This is a genomic window from Sphingomonas sp. ASV193 (assembly GCF_040203355.1).
Lineage (GTDB): Bacteria > Pseudomonadota > Alphaproteobacteria > Sphingomonadales > Sphingomonadaceae > Sphingomicrobium.
The window spans coordinates 80,470-100,344 of sequence record NZ_JBEHBW010000008.1 but is presented as its reverse complement, the minus strand read 5'-3'; the positions used below and the strand labels follow the sequence as shown (position 1 = coordinate 100,344).

21 protein-coding genes and 2 tRNA genes are annotated in these 19,875 nt (G+C 69.5%); 11 read left to right on the top strand and 12 right to left on the bottom strand.

The genetic code is table 11. The annotated features are described in order from the left end of the window. Positions 1 to 131: 131 nt before the first annotated feature. The 6 genes from ABDK56_RS12975 to ABDK56_RS12950 form a co-directional block, all read right to left on the bottom strand. Positions 132 to 323, bottom strand: coding sequence for a helix-turn-helix transcriptional regulator (locus tag ABDK56_RS12975; protein WP_349808705.1), 192 nt, complete (start codon positions 321 to 323; stop codon positions 132 to 134). Continuing rightward, complete coding sequence (locus tag ABDK56_RS12970; RefSeq protein ID WP_349808704.1) at positions 320 to 736, bottom strand: hypothetical protein; 417 nt, start codon at positions 734 to 736, stop codon at positions 320 to 322. Before ABDK56_RS12970 ends, ABDK56_RS12975 begins: the two co-directional genes overlap by 4 nt. Positions 737 to 868: 132 nt before the next feature. Then, entirely contained in the window at positions 869 to 1,060 is a 192-nt protein-coding gene (locus tag ABDK56_RS12965; RefSeq protein ID WP_349808703.1) for a hypothetical protein, read from the bottom strand. Between the two features lie 334 nt (positions 1,061 to 1,394). Beyond that, positions 1,395 to 1,634 (bottom strand): hypothetical protein, encoded by a 240-nt coding sequence (locus ABDK56_RS12960; RefSeq protein WP_349808702.1) that lies wholly within the window; start codon positions 1,632 to 1,634, stop codon positions 1,395 to 1,397. Positions 1,635 to 1,759: 125 nt separating this feature from the next. Next, positions 1,760 to 3,196, bottom strand: coding sequence for a succinylglutamate-semialdehyde dehydrogenase (gene astD / locus ABDK56_RS12955; protein WP_349808701.1), 1,437 nt, complete (start codon positions 3,194 to 3,196; stop codon positions 1,760 to 1,762). 31 nt (positions 3,197 to 3,227) lie between these two features. After that, the gene (locus ABDK56_RS12950) at positions 3,228 to 4,601 is read right to left on the bottom strand and encodes a protein adenylyltransferase SelO family protein (protein WP_349808700.1); all 1,374 of its coding nucleotides are present in this window, start codon (positions 4,599 to 4,601) and stop codon (positions 3,228 to 3,230) included. A 21-nt stretch (positions 4,602 to 4,622) separates the two neighbouring features. On the opposite strand from ABDK56_RS12950, the gene ABDK56_RS12945 reads away from it, so the two are divergent. After that, positions 4,623 to 5,516 carry an alpha/beta fold hydrolase gene (locus ABDK56_RS12945; RefSeq protein ID WP_349808699.1) on the top strand — a complete coding sequence of 298 codons (894 nt, stop codon included), beginning with the start codon at positions 4,623 to 4,625 and terminating at the stop codon, positions 5,514 to 5,516. Here the strand turns inward: ABDK56_RS12945 and ABDK56_RS12940 are convergent. The 3 genes from ABDK56_RS12940 to ABDK56_RS12930 all read right to left on the bottom strand — a co-directional run bounded on the left by ABDK56_RS12940 (position 5,497) and on the right by ABDK56_RS12930 (position 6,618). Next, positions 5,497 to 6,096 carry an SCO family protein gene (locus tag ABDK56_RS12940; RefSeq protein WP_349808698.1) on the bottom strand — a complete coding sequence of 200 codons (600 nt, stop codon included), beginning with the start codon at positions 6,094 to 6,096 and terminating at the stop codon, positions 5,497 to 5,499. The two genes, ABDK56_RS12945 and ABDK56_RS12940, sit on opposite strands and share 20 nt — an antisense overlap. A gap of 2 nt (positions 6,097 to 6,098) precedes the next feature. Continuing rightward, complete coding sequence (locus ABDK56_RS12935) at positions 6,099 to 6,524, bottom strand: copper chaperone PCu(A)C (protein ID WP_349808697.1); 426 nt, start codon at positions 6,522 to 6,524, stop codon at positions 6,099 to 6,101. Between the two features lie 20 nt (positions 6,525 to 6,544). Next, a tRNA-Cys gene (locus ABDK56_RS12930) sits at positions 6,545 to 6,618 on the bottom strand. A 168-nt stretch (positions 6,619 to 6,786) separates the two neighbouring features. On the opposite strand from ABDK56_RS12930, the gene ABDK56_RS12925 reads away from it, so the two are divergent. The 6 genes from ABDK56_RS12925 to ABDK56_RS12900 are packed head-to-tail and all read left to right on the top strand — an operon-like array spanning position 6,787 to position 15,806. After that, positions 6,787 to 7,341, top strand: coding sequence for a protein-L-isoaspartate O-methyltransferase family protein (locus ABDK56_RS12925; protein ID WP_349808696.1), 555 nt, complete (start codon positions 6,787 to 6,789; stop codon positions 7,339 to 7,341). A 20-nt stretch (positions 7,342 to 7,361) separates the two neighbouring features. After that, on the top strand, positions 7,362 to 8,807 hold the full coding sequence (locus ABDK56_RS12920) for a TolC family outer membrane protein (protein WP_349808695.1): 1,446 nt from the start codon (positions 7,362 to 7,364) through the stop codon (positions 8,805 to 8,807). Positions 8,808 to 8,849: 42 nt separating this feature from the next. Then, the gene (locus tag ABDK56_RS12915; protein WP_349808694.1) at positions 8,850 to 9,401 is read left to right on the top strand and encodes a DUF2497 domain-containing protein; all 552 of its coding nucleotides are present in this window, start codon (positions 8,850 to 8,852) and stop codon (positions 9,399 to 9,401) included. 40 nt (positions 9,402 to 9,441) lie between these two features. Beyond that, on the top strand, positions 9,442 to 11,487 hold the full coding sequence (locus ABDK56_RS12910) for a prolyl oligopeptidase family serine peptidase (RefSeq protein WP_349808693.1): 2,046 nt from the start codon (positions 9,442 to 9,444) through the stop codon (positions 11,485 to 11,487). 37 nt (positions 11,488 to 11,524) lie between these two features. Beyond that, positions 11,525 to 14,311 carry a valine--tRNA ligase gene (locus ABDK56_RS12905; RefSeq protein WP_349808692.1) on the top strand — a complete coding sequence of 929 codons (2,787 nt, stop codon included), beginning with the start codon at positions 11,525 to 11,527 and terminating at the stop codon, positions 14,309 to 14,311. A 40-nt stretch (positions 14,312 to 14,351) separates the two neighbouring features. Continuing rightward, positions 14,352 to 15,806, top strand: coding sequence for an MATE family efflux transporter (locus ABDK56_RS12900; protein ID WP_349808691.1), 1,455 nt, complete (start codon positions 14,352 to 14,354; stop codon positions 15,804 to 15,806). Here ABDK56_RS12900 and ABDK56_RS12895 read toward each other — a convergent pair. Continuing rightward, complete coding sequence (locus tag ABDK56_RS12895; protein ID WP_349808690.1) at positions 15,794 to 16,690, bottom strand: diacylglycerol/lipid kinase family protein; 897 nt, start codon at positions 16,688 to 16,690, stop codon at positions 15,794 to 15,796. The genes ABDK56_RS12900 and ABDK56_RS12895 overlap by 13 nt on opposite strands. 53 nt (positions 16,691 to 16,743) lie before the next feature. Between ABDK56_RS12895 and hemB the strand changes: the two genes are divergently transcribed. Together hemB and ABDK56_RS12885 are read left to right on the top strand one after the other, a co-directional pair. Beyond that, positions 16,744 to 17,739: a porphobilinogen synthase gene (hemB, locus tag ABDK56_RS12890; RefSeq protein WP_349808689.1), complete on the top strand. Its 996-nt coding sequence runs from the start codon at positions 16,744 to 16,746 to the stop codon at positions 17,737 to 17,739. Then, a complete protein-coding gene (locus tag ABDK56_RS12885; RefSeq protein WP_349808688.1) occupies positions 17,732 to 18,310 on the top strand; it encodes a GNAT family N-acetyltransferase in 579 nt (192 codons plus the stop codon). The genes hemB and ABDK56_RS12885 overlap by 8 nt, the downstream gene beginning before the upstream one ends. Here the strand turns inward: ABDK56_RS12885 and ABDK56_RS12880 are convergent. After that, positions 18,307 to 18,804, bottom strand: coding sequence for a hypothetical protein (locus ABDK56_RS12880; protein ID WP_349808687.1), 498 nt, complete (start codon positions 18,802 to 18,804; stop codon positions 18,307 to 18,309). The two genes, ABDK56_RS12885 and ABDK56_RS12880, sit on opposite strands and share 4 nt — an antisense overlap. Positions 18,805 to 18,925: 121 nt before the next feature. On the opposite strand from ABDK56_RS12880, the gene ABDK56_RS12875 reads away from it, so the two are divergent. Together ABDK56_RS12875 and ABDK56_RS12870 are read left to right on the top strand one after the other, a co-directional pair. After that, positions 18,926 to 19,002 (top strand) — tRNA-Arg (locus ABDK56_RS12875). Positions 19,003 to 19,263: 261 nt separating this feature from the next. Then, positions 19,264 to 19,446, top strand: a complete 183-nt coding sequence (locus ABDK56_RS12870) for a hypothetical protein (RefSeq protein ID WP_349808686.1) — start codon at positions 19,264 to 19,266, stop codon at positions 19,444 to 19,446. A gap of 128 nt (positions 19,447 to 19,574) precedes the next feature. On the opposite strand, the gene ABDK56_RS12865 is transcribed toward ABDK56_RS12870, so the two are convergent. Next, positions 19,575 to 19,733 carry a hypothetical protein gene (locus tag ABDK56_RS12865; RefSeq protein WP_349808685.1) on the bottom strand — a complete coding sequence of 53 codons (159 nt, stop codon included), beginning with the start codon at positions 19,731 to 19,733 and terminating at the stop codon, positions 19,575 to 19,577. Positions 19,734 to 19,875: the final 142 nt, after the last annotated feature.

Here is a 19,875-nt window from a genome sequence, read left to right as displayed (position 1 = left end):
GCGGAATCTTGTTGGGTACACTCTTGCGTAGGGTTTTCGGCGCAAGAAATCGCAGCGTCCATTCAGACTGATGAATTACCTTCTACGTCCGCTTTCCACCCAAAGCCGACCTTCTCCAATCCCCGCACCCCCTAATCCTCCCCGAAAATCGCCTCGACCGGCAACCCGAACTGGCGCGCGATGCGCAGGGCGAAGGGCAGCAGCGGGTCGTGCTTGCCGGTCTCGATCGCGTTGATCGCCTGGCGCGACACGTCGAGCCGGGCGGCGAGGTCGGCCTGGGTCCAGTTCCGCTCGGCTCTCAGCACCTTCAGCCGGTTCTTCACGCGCCCGTGCCGCGAAGCCGGGTCGCAAAATAGGCGAGCGACCAGGACACGACCATCACCCCGATCGTCGCATAGGACGACACGCCCCCCAGCCGGGTGACGAACGCGACCTGCCAGATGGCGAGCGCGAACAGCGTCGTGAACATCGCGGTAAAGGCCGACCGGGTCAGCGTGTGAAAGACGAAATCGTCGGCATGGCGCCGGTCGAACCGCGTCGTCAGCATCGCCAGCACCGCAGCCGCCACCACCGCCCCGACCAGCGCGGCGCCCTTGGCGATGCCCGCCGACGGCGCGATCGCCGGATAGGACCGGGTCACGTCCACGACCAACCCCACCGCGCCCGCCAGCCCCGCGCCGGCGAACAGCAGGTCGCACGACAGAGGCGAATAAAATTTCCTCATCAACCCGGCCATGACGCGACTCCTTCAATCTTCCGGCAACGTCCTACCAAGAACTTACCAAGAATGTAAAGAGGTCGCGACATTTTGTAATGAGGTCATGTCTTACGTCACGGTCGGCTCGTCCGAGAGAGTCTAGCCGCCCGCTTACCCCACCGTCGTCTCCACGCTCGACACTTGGTCGTCCTCGCCCGCGACGATCACCGTTTCCTGCCCGTCGGCGCCCTGCATCCGCACGATCCGGCGGTTCTGGACGCTGCGCCAGCCCACCGCGACGATCACCAGGAACACCCCGGCCGCGAACAGCAGCGCCATCATGCTCGAACCCGATTCGGTCATTGTCATTCCCCTGTCGTTGCCAAGGCGCATTGCCTTCGCTCGCCCGGCCAAACCGCCGGGACCGCCAGGGGGATGCGCCGCCCCGCGCGCCTTCCCGATTCGGCACAGCGCGGTAAGGTTTCGCTAACCATGAAGCGGGCAGCGCTTTTCGCTGTCCTATCGCCGCCGCGCCTGTCATCGTGGCGGCTCGGCGTTTCCCGCCGATAGGATTCGCCGGCGACGTCCAAGCCCCGTCCGGCAGGCCCCGTCCGGGAAAGACCCGCCAGCCGCCCCTTCGCTTAAGGTCACGAAAATGTCCGGGGGGACGCTGGCTTTTGCGACCTTAAGCCGCCGGCTACTCCGCTGCCCAGGCCATCGCCTTTTCGGTCAGCGTCAGCTCGCGCAGCAGCGCGTCGACCCCCTCGGTCAGCTCGGGCAGCTGGGTGAACGGGTGCCGCGCCCCGCGATGCGCCTCGACCATCAGGATCGCGTCGATCAGGATCGGCACCACCAGGCTCTCGGGATCGTCGAGCCCGGCGAGGCCCCGCAGCTTTTCCAGCGCCTTGCGCCGCGCGCCTTCCGGATTCCCCGTCACCGCCGCCCGTCCAATCGCCCAACCCATCAATGCACTCCCGACTTGAGAAGCGCACAGGATAGGCCAGCCGCGAGAACCGGCGAAGCTCGCCCGGACGCTCGCCCCCCTCGTTTCGGCGTTAAGCGCTAAACCCGGTCATCCTCGGGGACGTAGGCGTCGCGCAGGCCCTCGGCGATGCTGGCGCGGGCGACGTCGCTTTCGACGCTGGTCACCGGGTAGGCGCAATAGTCGGCGGCGTAGAAGGCGCTCGGGCGGTGGTTGCCGCTCCGCCCGACCCCGCCGAACGGCGCGCTCGACGGGGCGCCGTTGGTCGGCCGGTTCCAGTTGATCACGCCCGCGCGCACCTCGGCAAAGAACCGTTCGTAGAGCGCGGGTTGCCGGGTGACGATGCTCGCGGCGAGCCCGAAGCGGCTATTGTTCGCCTCGGCGATCGCGGCGTCGAAGTCGGGCACCCGGACCATCTGCAGGATCGGCCCGAACAGCTCCTCGTCGAGCCGGTCCTTCGCCTCGGTCATGTCGATCAGCGCGGGGGTGAGGTAGGGCCGGTCATCGTAGGGCATGACCAGCCGGCGGATCGGGTGACCGCCCTTCATCATCAGCCCGACGAAGCGGTCGACGAGGATCTCGGCGGTCATCTGGTCGATCACCGGGCCAATGAACGGCTGCGGGTCGGCGTGCGGATGGTCGACGATGATCCGGTCGATCAGCTTGACGATCTCGTCGACCAGCGGCTGGTGCTGCCCGTCCTCGACGATCAGCCGCCGCGCGCAGGTGCAGCGCTGCCCGGCCGACAGGAACGCCGACTGGACCACCATCGCCGCGGTGGCGGCAAGGTCGGTCGCGCCCCACACCACGATCGGGTTGTTGCCGCCAAGCTCGAGCGCGAGGATCTTGTGCGGCACCTCGGCGAACTGGCGCGCCAGCGCGGCGCCCGCCCCGGCCGAGCCGGTGAACAGCAGCCCGTCGATGCCCGGATCGGCGGCGAGCGCCTTGCCCTGTTCGATCCCGCCGGTGAGCAGCCGGACCGCGCCCTCGGGAATGCCCGCGGCGTGGAAGCAGTCGACCAGCATCGCGCCCGACGCGGGGGTCTTCTCGCTCGGCTTGAACACGACCGTATTGCCCGCCAGCAGCGCGGGGACGATGTGGCCGTTGGGCAGGTGCGCGGGGAAGTTGTAGGGGCCGAGCACCGCCAGCACGCCGTGCGGCTTGTGGCGAATGGTGACCTTGCTGCCCATCGCGCCTTCGCTGCGGCGCATCGGGGTGCGCTCGGCATAGGCCTCGATCGAGATGTCGACCTTGCCGATCACCGAGGCGACCTCGGTTTTCGCTTCCCACAGCGGCTTGCCGGTTTCGCGCGCGATCAGGTCGGCGAACGCGTCGGCGCGGCCGCGCACCTCGTTCGCGAAGCGGCGCAGCGCTTCCATCCGGTAGCTGACCGAGCGGCCCGACCAGTCGGCCAGCGCGGTGCGCGCGGCGGAGACCTCGCTCGCGGCGTCGCCGACCTCGCCCGACCACAGCTCGGCCCCGGTGGCGGGTTCGTATGAGACTAGGATTTCGGCCATTCGTGCCCGCTCCCACGCCGGGCGCGGCAGGTCAAGCCGGGGCGTCCGACGTCATGGCGTCGGCAAGGCGGCGAATGGCGGCGATCTTGGCCTCGAACGGCGCCCAGTCGTCATGCCCGGCGATCGGCGCCCAGAGCGCCTCGACCTCGTCGATCAGCATCGCGCACGGGTGCGGATCGCTCCAATAGGGATGCGATTGCGGGCGCTGGCGGCCGTCGAGCGCGGCGCGGAGCGCGTCGAACGCCTCGCCCTGCTGTCCGCCGTCGCGCCCGCCGCGCCAATGGAAGAAGAAATCGTCGATCCCGACCGCGCGGGTCTTGAGCGCGGCGAGCATCGCGCGGGCGAGCGTCCGGTCATCGGCCTCGCCCGCCGGGGCGATGCCGAGCCGCCACAACAGCTTTTCGACCAGCGCGCGCTGGAAGCGCGGGGCGAAGTCGGACAGCAGGTCGCCCAGCACCGCCTCGTCGCCGACCAGCGCGAGGCAGCCGGCGAGCTGCGCGACGTCCCAGTGGATCGCCTCGGGCTGGCGGCCGAAGGCGTAGAGCCCGCCATGGTCGAAATAGGCGGCGGTGAACCCCTCGTCCCACTCGGGGGCGAAGCGCCACGGGCCATAGTCGAAGCTCTCGCCGGTGACGTTGATGTTGTCGCTGTTGAGCACCCCGTGGACGAAGCCCGCGGCGAGGTAGGAGGCGGCGAGCGTGGCGGTACGGCTGACGACGCGGTCAAGCAGGTGCGCGGCGCGGTCGGCGGGCGCGGCGTCGGGTTCCTCGTCGTAGAGCCGCGCGAGGCAGTAGGTCGCCAGGCGGTCGATCCCCTCGGCGTCCTCGAAATAGGCGAGCCGCTGGAAGCTGCCGATGCGGATGTGGCCGTGGCTTAGCCGGGTCAGCACCGCGCCGCGGGTGGGGGAGGGCTCGTCGTTGCGCTCGAGCGATTCGCCGGTCTCGAACAGCGCGAAGCTCTTCGAGGTGTCGACCCCAAGCGCCTCGAGCATCTCGGTCGCCAGCACCTCGCGCACCCCGCCCTTGAGCGTCAGCCGCCCGTCGCCGAAGCGCGAATAGGGCGTCTGACCGCTCCCCTTGGTGCCAAGGTCGAGCAGGCGGTTCCGATCATCGCGAAGCTGCGCGAACAGGAAGCCGCGCCCGTCGCCGATGTCGGGATTGTAATGGCGGAACTGGTGGCCGTGGTAGCGCAGCGCGAGCGGGCGGGGCAAATTGCCCGGCAGCGGCGCGAACCGCGCGAAATGCGCTTCCCAGTCGACATCGCCGAGCCCGAGCCGCCTGGCCCAGCGCCGGTTGAGGAAGCGCGGGATCGCCTGCGCGAAATGCGCCGCCTCGACCGGGTCGTAAAAGCCGTCTCCAAGCTCGAGGATCGCCGGGTCGGGTCGGGTGGCTTGCGGTTCGCTCACGCCCCCGCGATAGGGGAGGCGATGACCAAGTCCAAGTCGCCCGCCAGGCAGGATCGTTTCTGGAACAGCGCGGAAGGGCTTCGGCTCCATTACCGCGACTATGCGGGGCCCGCCGACCAGCCGCCGCTGCTGTGCATTCCCGGCCTGACCCGCAACGCGCGCGACTTCGAGGGGGTGGCCGAGCGGCTGGCGGGCGACTGGCGGGTGATCTGCGTCGACCTGCGCGGACGGGGGATGAGCGAATACGACCCCGACCCGCGCCGCTACGCGCTGCCTGCCTATGTCGCCGATTTGATGAAGCTGCTCGACCAGCTCGGCATCGCCGAGGCGGTGTTCGTCGGCACCTCATTGGGCGGGCTGATCACCATGGCGGTCGCGGCGGGGGGCGACGAGGAGCGGATCGCGGGGGCTCTGCTCAACGACATCGGCCCCGATATCGACCGCGACGGCCTCGAGTTCATCGCGCAATATGTCGGCAAGGAGCGGCATTACCCCGACTGGGCGTCGGCGACGCGCGCGGTGGCCGAGGCGCAGGAGAGCCGCTTCCCCGGCTTCGGCGAGGACGACTGGGCGCGCTTCACCCGCCGCACCTTCGCCGAGCGCGACGGCGCGGTGCGCCCCGACTACGACCTCAAGATCGCCGACAATTTCGCCGTCGCGCTCGATGCGCCGCCGGTCGACGCCTGGCCCTATTATCGCGCGCTCGCCGGGCGGCCGGTGACGCTGCTTCGCGGGACGCTGAGCGACCTGTTCTCGACCGCGACCGCCGAGCGGATGGTGCGCGAGATCCCCGATGTCGAGCTGGTCGAGGTGCCGAACGTCGGCCACGCCCCGACGCTCGACGAGCCCGAGAGCATCGCCGCGCTCGACCGCCTTCTCACGCGCGTGAGAGAGTCTAGTTCGCCAGTTTCCTGAGCTTGGCGAGCGCGGTGTCGTCGGGCTCCTGCGCGTCGATGGTCGATCGGAACTTGCCGTCCCTGCCGACCAGGAACACCGTCGCGGTATGGTCCATCGTGTAGCCGCCGCTCGGCTGCGCGACCTTGGCGGCGTAGACGCCCCACTGCTTCTCGACCCTGGCGATCTCGGCCGCCGATCCGGTCAGCGCGACCACCGGGGTGCCGAACAGCGCGGCATATCGGGCCATCGCCGCCGGGGTGTCGCGCTCGGGATCGACGGTGACGAAGACGATCGCGAACGGCTGGTCGCCCGGGCCGATCGCCTTGCGCAGCTTGACCAGCCGCGCGAGCGTGGTCGGGCAGACGTCGGGGCAATGAGTGAAGCCGAAGAACAGCGCATAGGGGCGACCCTTGAGCGCGCTCGCCGAATCGAAGGGCTTGCCGTCGCCGCCGGTCAGCACGAACGGGCCGCCGACTTGTGCGATCGCGAGGCCCGGCGCGCTTTCGGGCGGGCGCGCCGCCGGGGCGAGCATCAGCCAGCCGATCACGCCGAGCGCGACCGCCACCAGCCCCCACAGGATGATCCTCGCCTCGCGCATGCTCACATCGCCATCGCGGTGCCGCTCTCGACCTTCGCGGTGGTGTGGACGCGAAGCTGACGGGTGAAGCTGAAGGTCAGCGGGATGGTGGTGCCGGGCCTGGGCGGGTTCGCCATCGACTCGATCATCGCGTGCTTGCCCATCGGCGCGAGCCGCAGCTGGCCGCCCGCCGGGACCGCGAAGCCGCCCGGCACCTCGCGCATCTTCATCACCCCATTCTCGATCCGCATGTCGTGGAGCGGGGCGCGGCCGATGCCGTCGAGCTCGACCTCGACCAGCCGGTCGCCGCCGCCCTTGTCGTCGATCGTCGCATAAACCGCCGCGCCGGTGCCGGTGACCACCACCCGCGCGTCGTGGATCGTGTTGACCGGGCGCGGCTGGCAGCCGGCGAGCGCGAGTCCGAGCAGGGCTAGCGAAAGGCGCTTCACCATCGTCTCCGTCGGGGGAATGGAGGCCCGAGCCGGAATCGAACCGGCGTGCAAGGATTTGCAGTCCTCTGCGTAACCACTCCGCCATCGGGCCGGATGAGTGAGCGGCGCGTTTCGCCGAGGCGGCGGGCCGAGTCAACCGCCGGACTTTCGACGAATGGGGGCGCGACTTGCTTGGCCGGGGCGCAAAGCCGCGATAAGAGCGGTTGCAAGACGGCTGTCTTACCCCCACAATACAGCTTCGCCAATTCGAGGACCTTCAATGCAGGATTTCCAGCTTGCGCGCCGCGCGATGATCGACAGCCAGCTTCGTCCCGAAGCGGTGACCGACGCGGGCGTGCTCGAGGCGATGGGCGCGGTCGCGCGCGAGGACCATGTGCCCGACAATGCGCGCGCCTTCGCTTATTTCGACCGCCCGATCCCGCTCGATAACGGGCGTTCGATCATGCCGCCGGCCGCGCTCGGGCGGCTGCTGAGCGAGCTCGCCCCGCGCGCGGGCGAGCGGGCGCTGGTGGTCGAACCGGCGAGCGGCTACCCCGCCGCACTGCTCCGTCACATCGGGCTCACCGTCGACGAAGGCGAAGGGCAGGGGCCCTACGATCTCGTGCTGGTCGACGGCGCGGTCGAGGAATGGCCCGCGTCGCTGACCGCGCTGCTCGCCGAGCACGGCCGGGTCGGGACCGCGCTGCTCGATCGCGACGTCACCCGGCTTGCAGTCGGCACGCGCGCGGGGGCGGGGATCGCCTTCCGCACCATCGCCGACGCGGGGGTCGCCCCGATCGCCCGCTTCCGCCGCGCGCCGGCCTTCACCTTCTGAACCGCGGGAGACTTCGCATCGTGACCCGCCACTGGATGATCGGCGTCGCCGCCATCGCCCTCAGCGCCGCAAGCGCTTCCGCCGACACGCTGCGCGAGGCGCTGGTGATGGCCTACCAGTCGAACCCGACGCTCACCGCGCAGCGCGAGACGCTGAAGGGCACCGACGCCGCCGTCGCGATCGCCCGCGCCGCCGGGCGGCCGCAGGTCAGCGCCAGCGTCGGGGTCAACCGCGACCTCACCCGCAGCGGGATCATCCTGCTGTCGAACGGGTCGACCAAGAACATCAACGTGTCGGGCGGGCTCGACGTGTCCTACCCGCTGTTCGACGGCGGGGCGATCCGCAACGGGATCAACGCCGCCAAGACCCGGGTCGATGCCGGGCGCGCGACGCTTCGCGCGGTCGAGGGCGACGTGTTCACCGACGCGGTCGGCGCCTACATGGACGTGATCCGCGACCGCGCGATCGTCGAGTTGAACCAGAACAACGTGAAGGTCCTGCAGACCAACCTGCGCGCCACCAGCGACCAGTACAAGATCGGCGAGCTGACCCGCACCGACGTCGCCCAGTCGCAGGCGCGGCTCGAGGGCGGGCAGGCGCAGCTCGCCTCGGCCGAAGGGCAGCTCAAGACCAGCGAGGAAAGCTATCGCCGGGTGATCGGCAAGGCGCCGGGCGAGCTCGCCCCGCCGCCGCCGCTGCCGCCGCTCCCCGCGAGCGCCGACGAGGCGGTGCGGATCGCGCTGGTCAGCAACCCCGACCTCGTCTCGGTCACCGCGCAGGCCAAGGCCGCGGGCTACGACGTCAGCTCGGCGCGCGCCAGCCGCCTGCCGCAGCTCAGCGCGGTGGGATCGGGCAACTATGTCAACACGCTCGGCGACAACAGCTATTCGAGCGGCGGGGTGACGATCAATCCGCCCAACTCGGGCACCTCGACCTCGGTCGGGGTCCAGGCGCGAATCCCGCTCTACCAGGGCGGGCTTCCCGCCGCGCGGATCCGGCAGGCGCAGGCCGCCGAGGGCAACCTCATCGAGACCCGCATCGGCACCGAGCGCGCGGTCGTCGCGGCGGCGCGCTCGGCGTTCGCCAGCTACCAGGCGGCGCAGCTGGCGATTAGCGCCAACGAGGAAGCGGTCAAGGCCAACGAACTCGCGCTCCAGGGCGCGCGCGCCGAGCGCACGGTCGGCACCCGCACCGTGCTCGACGTGCTCAACGCCGAGCAGGAGCTGCTCAATTCGCAGGTCAACCTCGTTACCGCCAAGCGCAACGCCTATGTCGCGGGCTTCCAGCTTTTGAACGCGATGGGGCAGGCCGAGGCCAAGGTGCTCGGGCTCGACGGCGGGCCGCTCTACGATCCGCTCGGCAACTATCGCCGGGTCGCGGGCAACCTCAACGACTGGTCGAGCGACCCGCGGCACCAGCCGGTCGCGACCAGCACGGTCACCGACGCCGAGCGGCCGCAGCCGTAGAGGGGCGTGACAGCCGACCCGCAATCGGCAATAGCTCGTGCCATGTCAGGGCCCCGTGAACCGTCGATGGAAGACATCCTCGCCTCGATCAAGCGCGTGATCGCCGAGGAAAAGGAGATCCGCGCCGCCGCCCCGCCGCCGCTCCCCGAGCCCGCGAGCGCCGGGCAGGGCGCGGAGCACGGCGTCGAGGAGGACGACGTGCTCGAACTCGACGAGCAGGCCGACGAGGGACCGAGCGAGGCAAGGCAGGCGCACGCGGAAGAAGGCGACGCCCAGCCGACGGTCGAGCCGTTCCCGCTGGCCGAGGAAACGCGGCGACCCGCGCCGTCGGAGGCTGCGCCCGATGCCGGCGACATCGGCGAGACGCTGGTCGATACCTCGATCGCCGCCGCCAGCCGCTCGCAGCTCGAACAGCTCGCCTCGCTCGCCGCCGCCGCGCCGCCGCCGGCGGCACCGCCGGCCAACCCGCTCGAGGAGCTGGTTCGCGAAATGCTTCGCCCGCTGCTCAAGCAATGGCTCGACGACCATCTGCCGCGGATCGTCGACGAGCATGTGAAGCGCGAGATTACCCGGATCACCGGGCGCCGGATCTAGCCATCTTCCAAGGCCGACCGGGGCTTGCTACGCCCCCGGCATGATCCGCCCCTCCCTTCTCGCCGCCGCCGCGGCCGCCGCCCTTTCCGCCACCCCCGCGCTGTCGCGCCCGATGACGATCACCGACCTGCAATCGCTCCACCGCCTCGGCGGGCCGAGCGTCGCGCCCGACGGTCGCCACGCCATCTTCACGCTGAGCGAGACCGACTGGAAGGCGAACAAGCGCAAGAACCGGCTCTACCTGCTCGACCTCGCCCGGCCCGGCGCTGAGCCGGTGCCGCTCGCCGGGATCGGCGAAGGCCACGACGCGGTGTTCGGCGCCGACGGGGCGATCTGGTACCTCGCCCCGGTCAAGGGGCAGGACCAGCTGTTCCGCAAGACGCTGACCGGCGCGCCAGTCCAGCTGTCGACGCTCGAAGGCGACATTTCGGGGTTCAAGATCGCGAAGGATGGCAGCCGCGTCGTCCTCTTCGCCGACCGCGACCTGCGCTGCCCCGACTTCGCCTGCCAGGGCGTCAAGGCCGCCGGCCTCGGCGGGTCGGGCCGGGTCTACGACCAGCTGTTCGTCCGCCATTGGGATGCATGGTCGACCCCGGGAGTGAAATCGCGGCTGTTCGCCTTCCCGATCGCGGGGGGCAAGGTGGTCGGCAAGGGGGTGCCCGTGAGCGCCCCTTTGGTCGGCGACACGCCCTCGAAGCCGTTCGGCGGGAGCGAGGAAATCGACCTCTCGCCCGACGGCAAGACCGTCTATTTCGCGATGCGCGAGGCGGGGCGGATCGAGCCGACCTCGACCAACCTCGACATTTTCGCGGTCCCGGCGGACGGCTCGGCCGCCCCGCGCAACCTCACCGCCGACAACAGGGGCACCGACAATATCCCGACCGTCTCGCCCGACGGGCGGACGCTGGCGTGGCTGTCGATGGCGCGCGCGGGCTACGAGGCCGACCGCAACGTCATCAAGCTGATGGACCTCGCTAGCGGGCGGACCCGCGCGTTGACCGGGACGTGGGACCGATCGCCCGATTCGCTGGCGTGGACTCCCGACGGGCGGGCGCTGGTCGTCACCGCGGGCGATACGCTCGAGGAGCCGATCTTCCGCGTCGACGTCGCGACCGGCGCGGTCACCCGGCTGACCGGCGACGGCCATTTCGGCGCGGTCACGCCGCTCCGCGACGGCAGCATCGTCGCGACGATGAACAGCGCGAGTGTGCCCGACGACCTCTACCGGATCGCGCCGGGCGGGCAGCCGGTGCAGCTTACCGCGGTCAACAAGGCGCTGCTCGCCCAGCTCGACCCGGTCAGCTTCACCAAGTTCAACTTCAAGGGCGCGAACAACGACACGGTGTGGGGCTTCGTGATGAAGCCGGCCGGCCCGCAATACGCTGCCGCGAAGCTGCCGATCAGCTTCCTCGTCCACGGCGGGCCGCAGGGCAGCTTCTCCAACTCATGGTCGTACCGCTGGAACCCGCGGCTGTTCACCGCGCCGGGCTATGCCGCGGTCAGTGTCGATTTCCACGGCTCAACCGGCTACGGCCAGGCCTTCACCGACGCGATCCACAACAATTGGGGCGGCTGGCCGCTCGAGGATTTGCAGAAGGGGCTGGCGTTCGCGGTGTCGCGCGACCCGCAGCTCGACGGCAGCCGCGCCTGCGCGCTCGGCGGCAGCTACGGCGGCTACATGATGAACTGGATCGAAGGCCGCTGGCCCGACCGGTTCCGCTGCATCGTCCAGCACGACGGCGTGTTCGACGCGCGGGCGATGGCCTACGAAACCGAGGAGCTGTGGTTCGACGAGTGGGAGCATGGCGGCAAGACCTATTACGAGGACCCGGCGGCGTTCGAGCGGTGGAACCCGGTCAATTACGTCAGCGCCTGGCGCACCCCGCAGCTGGTGATCACCAGCGAAAAGGACTTCCGCATTCCCTACACGCAAGGCCTCGCCGCCTTCACCGCGCTCCAGCGGCGGGGGATCCCGTCGAAGCTGCTGATCTTCCCCGACGAGAACCACTGGGTGCTCAAGCCGAAGAACTCGGTGCAGTGGTACGACAATGTCTTTGCTTGGGAGGCCCAGTGGCTTAACCGCTGATGTTGCGGCGCGGCGCGCCTTCCCTTAACCGCGCCGCATGACCGAACCGCTCGCCAAGACCTTCGAACCCGGCCCGATCGAGGCCAAATGGTACGCCCATTGGGAAGAGGGCGGCCTGTTTCGCCCGGCGCGCGACGAGGCCGAGCCGTTCACCATCGTCATGCCGCCGCCCAACGTCACCGGCAGTCTTCACATCGGCCATGCGCTCGACAATACGCTGCAGGACGTGCTGATCCGGATCGAGCGGATGCGCGGCAAGGACGCACTGTGGGTGGTCGGCACCGACCATGCCGGGATCGCGACCCAGATGGTGGTCGAACGCCAGCTCGACGAGCAGCAGGTCAAGCGCACCGACCTCGGGCGCGAGGCGTTCGTCGACAAGGTGTGGGCGTGGAAGGCCGAGAGCGGGGGCCACATCACCCGCCAGCTTCGCCGTCTCGGCGCCAGCTGCGACTGGTCGAACGAGCGATTCACGATGGACGAGGGCTTTTCGCGCGCGGTGACGAAGGTGTTCGTCGCACTGCACGAGCGCGGTCTGCTCTATCGCGACAAGCGGCTGGTCAACTGGGACCCGCGTTTCCAGACCGCGATCTCGGATCTCGAGGTCGAGGCCAAGGACGTCGCCGGCAAGTTCTACACGCTCCGCTTCCCGTTCGCCGACGGCAGCGGCTTCATCGAGGTGGCGACCACCCGGCCCGAGACGATGCTCGCCGACATGGCGGTCGCGGTGCATCCCGACGACGCGCGCTACGCGGCGCGGATCGGGCAGACGCTCAAGCACCCGATCACCGGGCGGCTGATCCCGATCGTCGCCGATGAGCATGCCGATCCCGAGCTGGGCAGCGGCGCGGTCAAGATCACGCCGGGGCACGACTTCAACGATTATGAGGTCGGCAAGCGCGCGGGGTTCAAGCCCGGCGAGATGCTCAACATGTTCGACGCCTCGGCGCATGTCGCGCAGACCGCCGACGGGCTGATCCCGGCCGAGCTGATCGGCCTGACCCGCGACGAGGCGCGGCGCGAAGTGCTCGCCCGGCTCGAGGCGGAGGGCGCGCTGGTCAAGGTCGAGGACCGCACGATCCCGACCCCGTTCGGCGACCGCAGCGGCGTGGTGATCGAGCCGTGGCTGACCGACCAATGGTATGTCGACGCCGCCGCGCTGGCGAAAAAGCCGCTCGAGGCGGTGGCCGAGGGCGACATCGCGGTGGTGCCCGAGACATGGAAAAAGACCTGGTTCAACTGGCTCGAGAATATCCAGCCGTGGTGCGTCTCGCGGCAATTGTGGTGGGGGCATCGCATCCCGGCTTGGTACGGTTTCGATCTCAAGAAGACGCATCGTGACGACGGCAGTGGCGGCTTTTCGGCCGGATCGAACGACCGTCGCGTTTTCGTAGCCGAAACATTCGAGGAAGCATCCGCGCAGGCCCGGCAATTTCTCGCTGAAATCGGTCATCCGCCGGCCGAAGTGATCGAGTCGGCGGATGCGGCTGATGCGTCGGATCAATGGCAGAATGTTCATCGACCTATTTATTCAATCTGGCGCGACGAGGACGTGCTCGACACCTGGTTTTCCTCCGCGCTGTGGCCGTTCGCGACGCTCGGCTGGCCCGAACCGACCGCCGACCTCGCCCGCCATTATCCCAACGACGTGCTGATCTCGGGCTTCGACATCCTGTTCTTCTGGGACGCGCGGATGGCGATGCAGGGGTTCGAATTCATGGGCGAACGCCCGTGGAAGACGCTCTACCTCCACGGCCTTGTGCGCGACGACAAGGGCGCGAAAATGTCCAAGTCGAAGGGCAATGTCGTCGACCCGCTCGGGCTGATCGACAAGTACGGTGCCGACGCGCTGCGCTTCACGCTGGCGGCGATGGAAAGCCAGGGCCGCGACATCAAGCTCGATGAGAAACGGGTCGAGGGCTATCGCAACTTCGCGACCAAGTTGTGGAACGCCGCGCGCTTCCTGCAGGGCAACGGGGTCGGCGCGAGCGGCTCGATCGAGGCGCCCGCGGCGAGCCTGCCGGTCAACCGCTGGATCATCGGCGAGGTGGTCGAGACGCTGGCGAAGCTCGACGCCGCGATCGCGACCTTCCGCTTCGACGCGATGGCCGACGCCATCTACCACTTCACCTGGGGCACCTTCTGCGACTGGTACGTCGAACTGATCAAGGGCGCGTGGGATGAAGAGACCAAGGCGGTCGCCGCGTGGGCGTTCGACCAGATCCTCGTCATGCTTCACCCGTTCATGCCGTTCGTCACCGAGGAGCTGTGGCACAGCATGGCGGTTCCCGCCCACCCGCGTCCCTACGACCTGATCGTCGCCAAGTGGCCCACGCCCGATGCGACCGTCGATGCCGAGGCGAAGCGCGAGATCGGCGCTCTGGTCGAGACGATTGACGCGGTCCGGGCGATGCGCGCCGAGCTCAACATCCCGTGGACCGCGACTCTCGTCCCGCACGTGATCGGCGACGAGGGCCTGTCGCGCCGGCTGGCCGCGAACGGCCCGACGCTGGCGCGGATGGCGAAGGTCGCCGACCCGGTCGATGCCGCGGCCGCGCCCGCCAATGCCGCGCAGATCTTGGTCGGCGGCGCGACGGTCGCTTTCCCGCTCGAAGGCGCGATCGACCTCGACGCCGAGCGCGCGCGGCTCACCAAGGCCATCGAGGCGGCGGCAAAGGAACGCGATTCGCTCGCCGCCCGGCTCGGCAATCCCGCGTTCGCCGAGCGCGCCAAGCCCGAGGCGGTAGCCAAGGCGCGCGCCGACCACGACGCCCGCGCCGCCGAGGCCGAGCGGCTGAGCGCGGCGCTGGCGCGGCTGGGGTAGGGGAGCAATCCCGCTCCTCGCGCATTACCTCCTCCGAGCGATGCCCGACTCTTCTCAACCCACCCCCGCCGCCCGCGGCGCGAAGGGCCGCGCGCGGCCCAACCTGACCGAGGGGCCGATCGCGTCGAACCTGCTGTGGTTCATGTTGCCGACGCTGGGCAGCTCGATCCTCCAGTCCTTGAACGGGTCGATCAACGCGATCTGGGTCGGGCGGCTGCTCGGCGAAAGGGCGCTCGCCGCGACCAGCAATGCCAACGCCATCCTGTTCCTGATGCTCGCCTTCGTGTTCGGCTTCGGCATGGCGGCGACGATCCTGATCGGGCAGGCGTTCGGGCGGCGCGACATGGACGCCGCGCGCCGGGTTACCGGGACCGCCTTCACCCTGTTCGCGATCGTGCTCGTCGCGGTCAGCACGGTCGGCTATGTCTTCACCCCGCAAATTCTCGCGCTGCTCGCCACCCCGCCCGACGTGGTGCCGCTCGCGGTCGATTATCTCCGGGTCATCTTCATCGGCATGCCCGCCGCGCTGATGCTCGGGATGCTGATGATGGCGATCCGCGGCACCGGCGACAGCCTCACCCCGCTGTGGTTCATGATCCTGTCGGTGATCCTCGACAGCGGGCTCAATCCCTTCTTCATCGAAGGCTGGGGGCCGTTCCCGAAAATGGGGATCGCGGGCAGCGCCGTCACCACCGCGCTCGCCAACTGGGTCGCGCTGCTCGGCCTGATCGGCTGGACCTACCTCAAGGACCTGCCGCTGCGGCTGCGCGGGGCCGAGCTCGCCTACCTCAAGCCAAGCCGCCAGTTGACCGAGACGATCGTCGTCAAGGGGCTGCCGATGGGGCTGCAGATGATCGTCGTGTCAGGCTCGGCGATGGCGATGCTCGGGCTGGTCAACGTCCACGGGGTCGACTTTACCGCCGCCTTCGGGGTCGCGCTTCAGCTGTGGACCTATGTCCAGATGCCGGCGATGGCGGTCGGCGCGGCGGTCTCGACGATGGTCGCGCAGAACATCGGCGCGGGCCAGTGGGAACGGGTGGCCAAGGTCACGCGCTCGGGGATCGTCATCGTGCTTGCCATCACCGCGATCATGGTCGCCTCGCTGGCCGCCGCCGACCGCACCGTGCTCGCGCTGTTCCTCGGCTCGGGCAGCCCGGCGATGCCGCTCGCGCGCCACATCCAGCTGCTCGGGACCTGGGGCTACCTCCTGTTCGGGGTGATGATGGTGCTGTTCGCCACCGTCCGCGCCAACGGGGCGGTGGTCGCGCCGCTGGTGATCCTGACCATCGGGCTGTTCGTGGTTCGCCTCAGCGTCGCGTCGTTCGGGCAGCGCTGGCTGGGCACCGACGCGCTGTGGCTGAGCCTTCCGGTCGCCACCTTCGTCAATCTCGTGCTGGCGATCGCCTATTACCGGCGCGGGACGTGGCGCAAGGCACACATGAGCGTCGGCGGCCGCGACCCCAACCCAGGGTCGGCCGAGCCTCAGGCCGCCTGAGTCGGGGCGGCGATCGTCACCGCCGCGCGCGCGACCGACACCGTCACCGGGGTCTTTGCCGCGATTTCGCCGTCGATGCTGATCTTCTGCGACGGGCGGGTCTCCAGCCGAAGCTCGCGCCCCCACCACTCGGTCACGGTCTGGTGCCGCGCCGACAGCTTGAACAGCGTTGCGAACCAGCTCCACGCGAGGCCGAGCAGGCTCTTGCCGGTCACCGCCTGGATCACGATCCGACCGCTGTCGAGCGTCTGCGCCTCGGCCAGTTCGACCCCGCCGTGGTGGCTGCCGTTGAAGATCCGGACCTCGGTCGCCCAGGCGGCGTCGACCGTCCCGTCTTCCTTGGTCACGCGAAGGCGGAACGGGCCGAATTCGAACGCGACGCGGATCGCCCACAGCATGTATCCGACCATGCCGAGATGACGCTTGAGCTTGTGCGGGACGGTGTCGGCGATCAGCGGGCTGAGCCCCAGCGCGGCGGCGTTGACGAAATAATCGTCGTCGATCAGCCCGAGGTCGATCCTTCGCGGCACTCCGCCGAGGATCGCGGCGATCGCGGCGTCGAGATCGACCCCGAGCCCGAGCGACTTGGCGAAGCTGTTGGCGGTGCCGAGCGGAAGGAAGGCGAACACCGTGTCGGTGCCGACGAAATGGTCGACCGTCGACGATAGCGACCCGTCGCCCCCGCCGACGATCACCATCGGCGCCTTCGCGACCGCGTCGATCACCGTCGGCGCCATCTGCTCGGGCTCGGTGATCGCGTGCGCCGCGATCAGCTCGAGCCCGCCCGCGAGCAGCCGCTCGCGCACCTCGTCGAACACGTCCGCCCCACGGCGACTCATGGCATTGATGATGAGGATGGCTTGTTTCGGCAGGGTCTCGGGCATTGCCGACACAGTGCGCCCATGGACAAAGGGTTCCGCATGGATATGAAAACGCCATGTCCCAGCCCAATTTTCCCGCGATGCGGATGCGGCGCGGCCGCGCCAGCCCCTGGATCCGCGCGATGCTCGCCGAGGCGCGGCTCCACCCCAGCGACCTCATCTGGCCCTTGTTCGTGTGCGCCGGCAGCGGCTGCGAAGAGCCGATCGCCTCGCTTCCCGGCGTCTCGCGCTGGTCGGTCGACCGGATCGGAGCGAAAGCGAAGGAGGCCGCCGCGCTCGGCATCCCGTGCCTCGCGCTGTTCCCCAACACGCCGAGCGACCTGCGCACCGACGACGCGCGCGAGGCGCTCAATCCCGACAATCTGATGTGCCGCGCGATCAAGGCGATCAAGGATAGCTGTCCCGAGATCGGCGTGCTGACCGACGTCGCGCTCGACCCCTATACCGCGCACGGGCACGACGGGCTGGTCGACGCGTCGGGCTATGTCCTCAACGACGAAACCAGCGAGGTGTTGACCCACCAGGCGCTGGTGCAGGCGGCGGCGGGGGCGGACATCGTCGCCCCGTCGGACATGATGGACGGGCGCATCGGCACGATCCGCGCCGCGCTCGAGCGCGAGGGCCACGTCAACGTCGCGATCATGGCCTATGCCGCCAAGTACGCCAGCGCCTTTTACGGCCCGTTCCGCGACGCGGTCGGTTCGCGCGGGCTGCTGAAGGGCGACAAGAAGACCTACCAGATGGACCCCGCCAACGGGCAGGAGGCGCTGCGCGAGGTCGCGCTCGACCTCGCCGAGGGCGCCGACATGGTGATGGTCAAGCCCGGGCTGCCCTATCTCGACGTCGTTGCGCGAGTCCGCGACCGGTTCGGGGTGCCGACCTTCGCCTACCAGGTGAGCGGCGAATATGCGATGATCGAGGCCGCGGCGGCGGCGGGCGCGGGCGAGCGCGACGCGCTGATCCTCGAGACGCTGATGAGCTTCAAGCGCGCCGGGGCGAGCGGGGTGCTGACCTATCATGCGCCCGACGCGGCGCGCCTGATGAATGGCTGAACCCCCCGCCGACACCGCGCGCCTGGGCTTCCGCGACTGGCGGGAAAGCGACCGGGTCGATTTCTACGAGCGGATGAACCGGCCCGAGGTGATGCGCTGGCTCGGCGGGCCGCAGACGCCCGCGCAATGGGACGTTCCGTTCGACCGGCTGCTGGCGATGGCGCCGACCCACGGCCATGCCTTCTGGGTGATCGAGCACAAGGCGAGCGGCGAAATCCTCGGTTTTTGCGGGATCAAGCGCGTCAATTCGCCCGGCACCGAGATGACCGGGCGGCACGAGATCGGCTGGCGCTTCCACCCCGACGCGTGGGGGCGGGGGATCGCCAAGGAAGCCGCGATCGCCAGCCTCGACCATGCGTTCGGCGCGCTGGGTGCGCCGCACGTGATCGCCATGACGGTAATTGAGAACGAACCGAGCTGGGGGCTGATGGAGCGGCTCGGCATGACCCGCCGCCCCGACCTCGACTTTCGCGACACCCGCTTCGGCGACGAGCTCAATCCGCAAATCATCTGGTCGATCGACGCCGCCGACTGGCCCGCGGCGCGGGCGCGGGCGCTCGCCCCGCGCTAACGTCCGAGGCGCGCGCGAAGCTCGGCGATCGCCGCCTGCTGGCGCGAATCGATGGCCGCCACCTCGGCCGCCGCGGCCTGGATCGCGCCGAGGTCGCGCTGACCGACCCAGCCCTTCGCCTCGATCGTCCCGCCCGCCATCGCGTCGAGGTCGGCGAGCGCCTTCGCCACCGGCGCGCGCAGCGGGTCGAGCGCCGACACCTGCTCCTGTGCGGCGATCCAGCTCTCGCTCTGCGCTGGCCCGGCGGCATTCGCGGCCGCGCGCGCGGCGGGGAGGGCGGCATCGAACGGGGCGGCCCCGGCGCGCGCGGCGGCGACCAGCGCGTCCAGTCGCGCGGCGAGCCCGGCCGTCCGCGGGGCGGGCGGGGGGACCGGCACCGCGACGCGCGGGTCGATCCGTTCGGCGGCGCGCGGCCGAAGCCGCTCGATCGCGGTCGGATCGCCCGCGCAACCGGCCAGCGCGAAGAGGGCGAGGATCGGGGCGGCGCGTTGCATCGCCCCTGCCTAGGCGAGCCGGCCGCGCGCGCAAAGGGGGTGCATCGCCGCCGCCGTGCGTTCAGGGGTTGCGCGCGGGGGGTTGCGCGTTTTGGCGCTTCCCCCTATCTGCCCGGCCAACGCGCCCGTAGCTCAGCTGGATAGAGCATCAGACTACGAATCTGAGGGTCGGACGTTCGAATCGTTCCGGGCGCGCCAACGACAAAGCCACCCCTAGCGGGTGGCTTTTTCGTTGGCGGGTCATGGGACGAGACGAACCTTCGGGGTCGAAGCGAAGCGAAGACGTCCGAGCGAAGCGAGGACAATCGTTCCAACGCTACCAGTATCTCGTCCGATACGGCTAAATCCTCTCTCGCCGAAGCCGCGAGCGCCAGCGAATCCGCTCCGAAACGCATCGAATCCCAATCGCGGGTTATCCGCGCCGTCGCACATCGACGCCTCCTAATCGTGGAGGATGTCATGAAGAAGCTTCGCCTGTTCGCCGCCGCCGCCCTGCTCGCCGGAGGCGGGCTCGCCTCGCCCGCCGCCGCGGCCGGCAGAAATTCGATGGAGTGGTGCACCATCAGCCATTGGGTGCAGGGCCTGCTGACCCATTTGTTCGTCGCGGCGCCCGACAGCACCGCGGTGTGCGACCGGGCCTGACCGGTTTCCGGGAGCGGCCGCGCGCCGCTCCCGGAATCGCCTGTGCCGAGGCGCTCGGTCGCAACTGCCCAGATTAAAAAAAACGGCCCCGCGAGGCCGTCCTTTTTTCGTTTCGCATGTGTCGCCGTTCAGGCGGTCGCGCGGACTCGTTCGCATGCCCGCGCGCGTTCGGCGAAGTCGCTCGCCAGCTTGGCGTGCCAGTCCTTGGCCTGCGGGGTCAGGGCGCGCATCGCCGCGGTTCGCTCGGCAGCCGCGCGGCGCTCGTAGAAACGCTGGTTCGACTCCATCTGCAGCCCCTCCCGTCCGCTTTCGTCCACCCGGCCGACTATCGCCCGAAAATGGTGAAGCGATGGTTAATATCCACAGGGTCGCCGGAAGCCGTTCCCGATCACCCTCCCCGAGAGCGAAAGCTGCCGAACTTGTGTTACA

Bases quoted from the DNA above. Each gene is read 5' to 3' on its own strand.
- ABDK56_RS12880 (WP_349808687.1), bottom strand. From the start codon at position 18,804: ATGCAACGCGCCGCCCCGATCCTCGCCCTCTTCGCGCTGGCCGGTTGC.
- ABDK56_RS12940 (WP_349808698.1), bottom strand. From the start codon at position 6,096: ATGCGCGAGGCGAGGATCATCCTGTGGGGGCTGGTGGCGGTCGCGCTC.
- ABDK56_RS12970 (WP_349808704.1), bottom strand. From the start codon at position 736: ATGGCCGGGTTGATGAGGAAATTTTATTCGCCTCTGTCGTGCGACCTG.
- ABDK56_RS12945 (WP_349808699.1), top strand. From the start codon at position 4,623: ATGACCAAGTCCAAGTCGCCCGCCAGGCAGGATCGTTTCTGGAACAGC.
- ABDK56_RS12885 (WP_349808688.1), top strand. From the start codon at position 17,732: ATGGCTGAACCCCCCGCCGACACCGCGCGCCTGGGCTTCCGCGACTGG.
- ABDK56_RS12925 (WP_349808696.1), top strand. From the start codon at position 6,787: ATGCAGGATTTCCAGCTTGCGCGCCGCGCGATGATCGACAGCCAGCTT.
- ABDK56_RS12905 (WP_349808692.1), top strand. From the start codon at position 11,525: ATGACCGAACCGCTCGCCAAGACCTTCGAACCCGGCCCGATCGAGGCC.
- ABDK56_RS12915 (WP_349808694.1), top strand. From the start codon at position 8,850: ATGTCAGGGCCCCGTGAACCGTCGATGGAAGACATCCTCGCCTCGATC.
- ABDK56_RS12865 (WP_349808685.1), bottom strand. From the start codon at position 19,733: ATGGAGTCGAACCAGCGTTTCTACGAGCGCCGCGCGGCTGCCGAGCGA.
- astD (WP_349808701.1), bottom strand. From the start codon at position 3,196: ATGGCCGAAATCCTAGTCTCATACGAACCCGCCACCGGGGCCGAGCTG.
- ABDK56_RS12900 (WP_349808691.1), top strand. From the start codon at position 14,352: ATGCCCGACTCTTCTCAACCCACCCCCGCCGCCCGCGGCGCGAAGGGC.
- ABDK56_RS12910 (WP_349808693.1), top strand. From the start codon at position 9,442: ATGATCCGCCCCTCCCTTCTCGCCGCCGCCGCGGCCGCCGCCCTTTCC.
- ABDK56_RS12895 (WP_349808690.1), bottom strand. From the start codon at position 16,690: ATGCCCGAGACCCTGCCGAAACAAGCCATCCTCATCATCAATGCCATG.
- hemB (WP_349808689.1), top strand. From the start codon at position 16,744: ATGTCCCAGCCCAATTTTCCCGCGATGCGGATGCGGCGCGGCCGCGCC.
- ABDK56_RS12870 (WP_349808686.1), top strand. From the start codon at position 19,264: ATGAAGAAGCTTCGCCTGTTCGCCGCCGCCGCCCTGCTCGCCGGAGGC.
- ABDK56_RS12965 (WP_349808703.1), bottom strand. From the start codon at position 1,060: ATGACCGAATCGGGTTCGAGCATGATGGCGCTGCTGTTCGCGGCCGGG.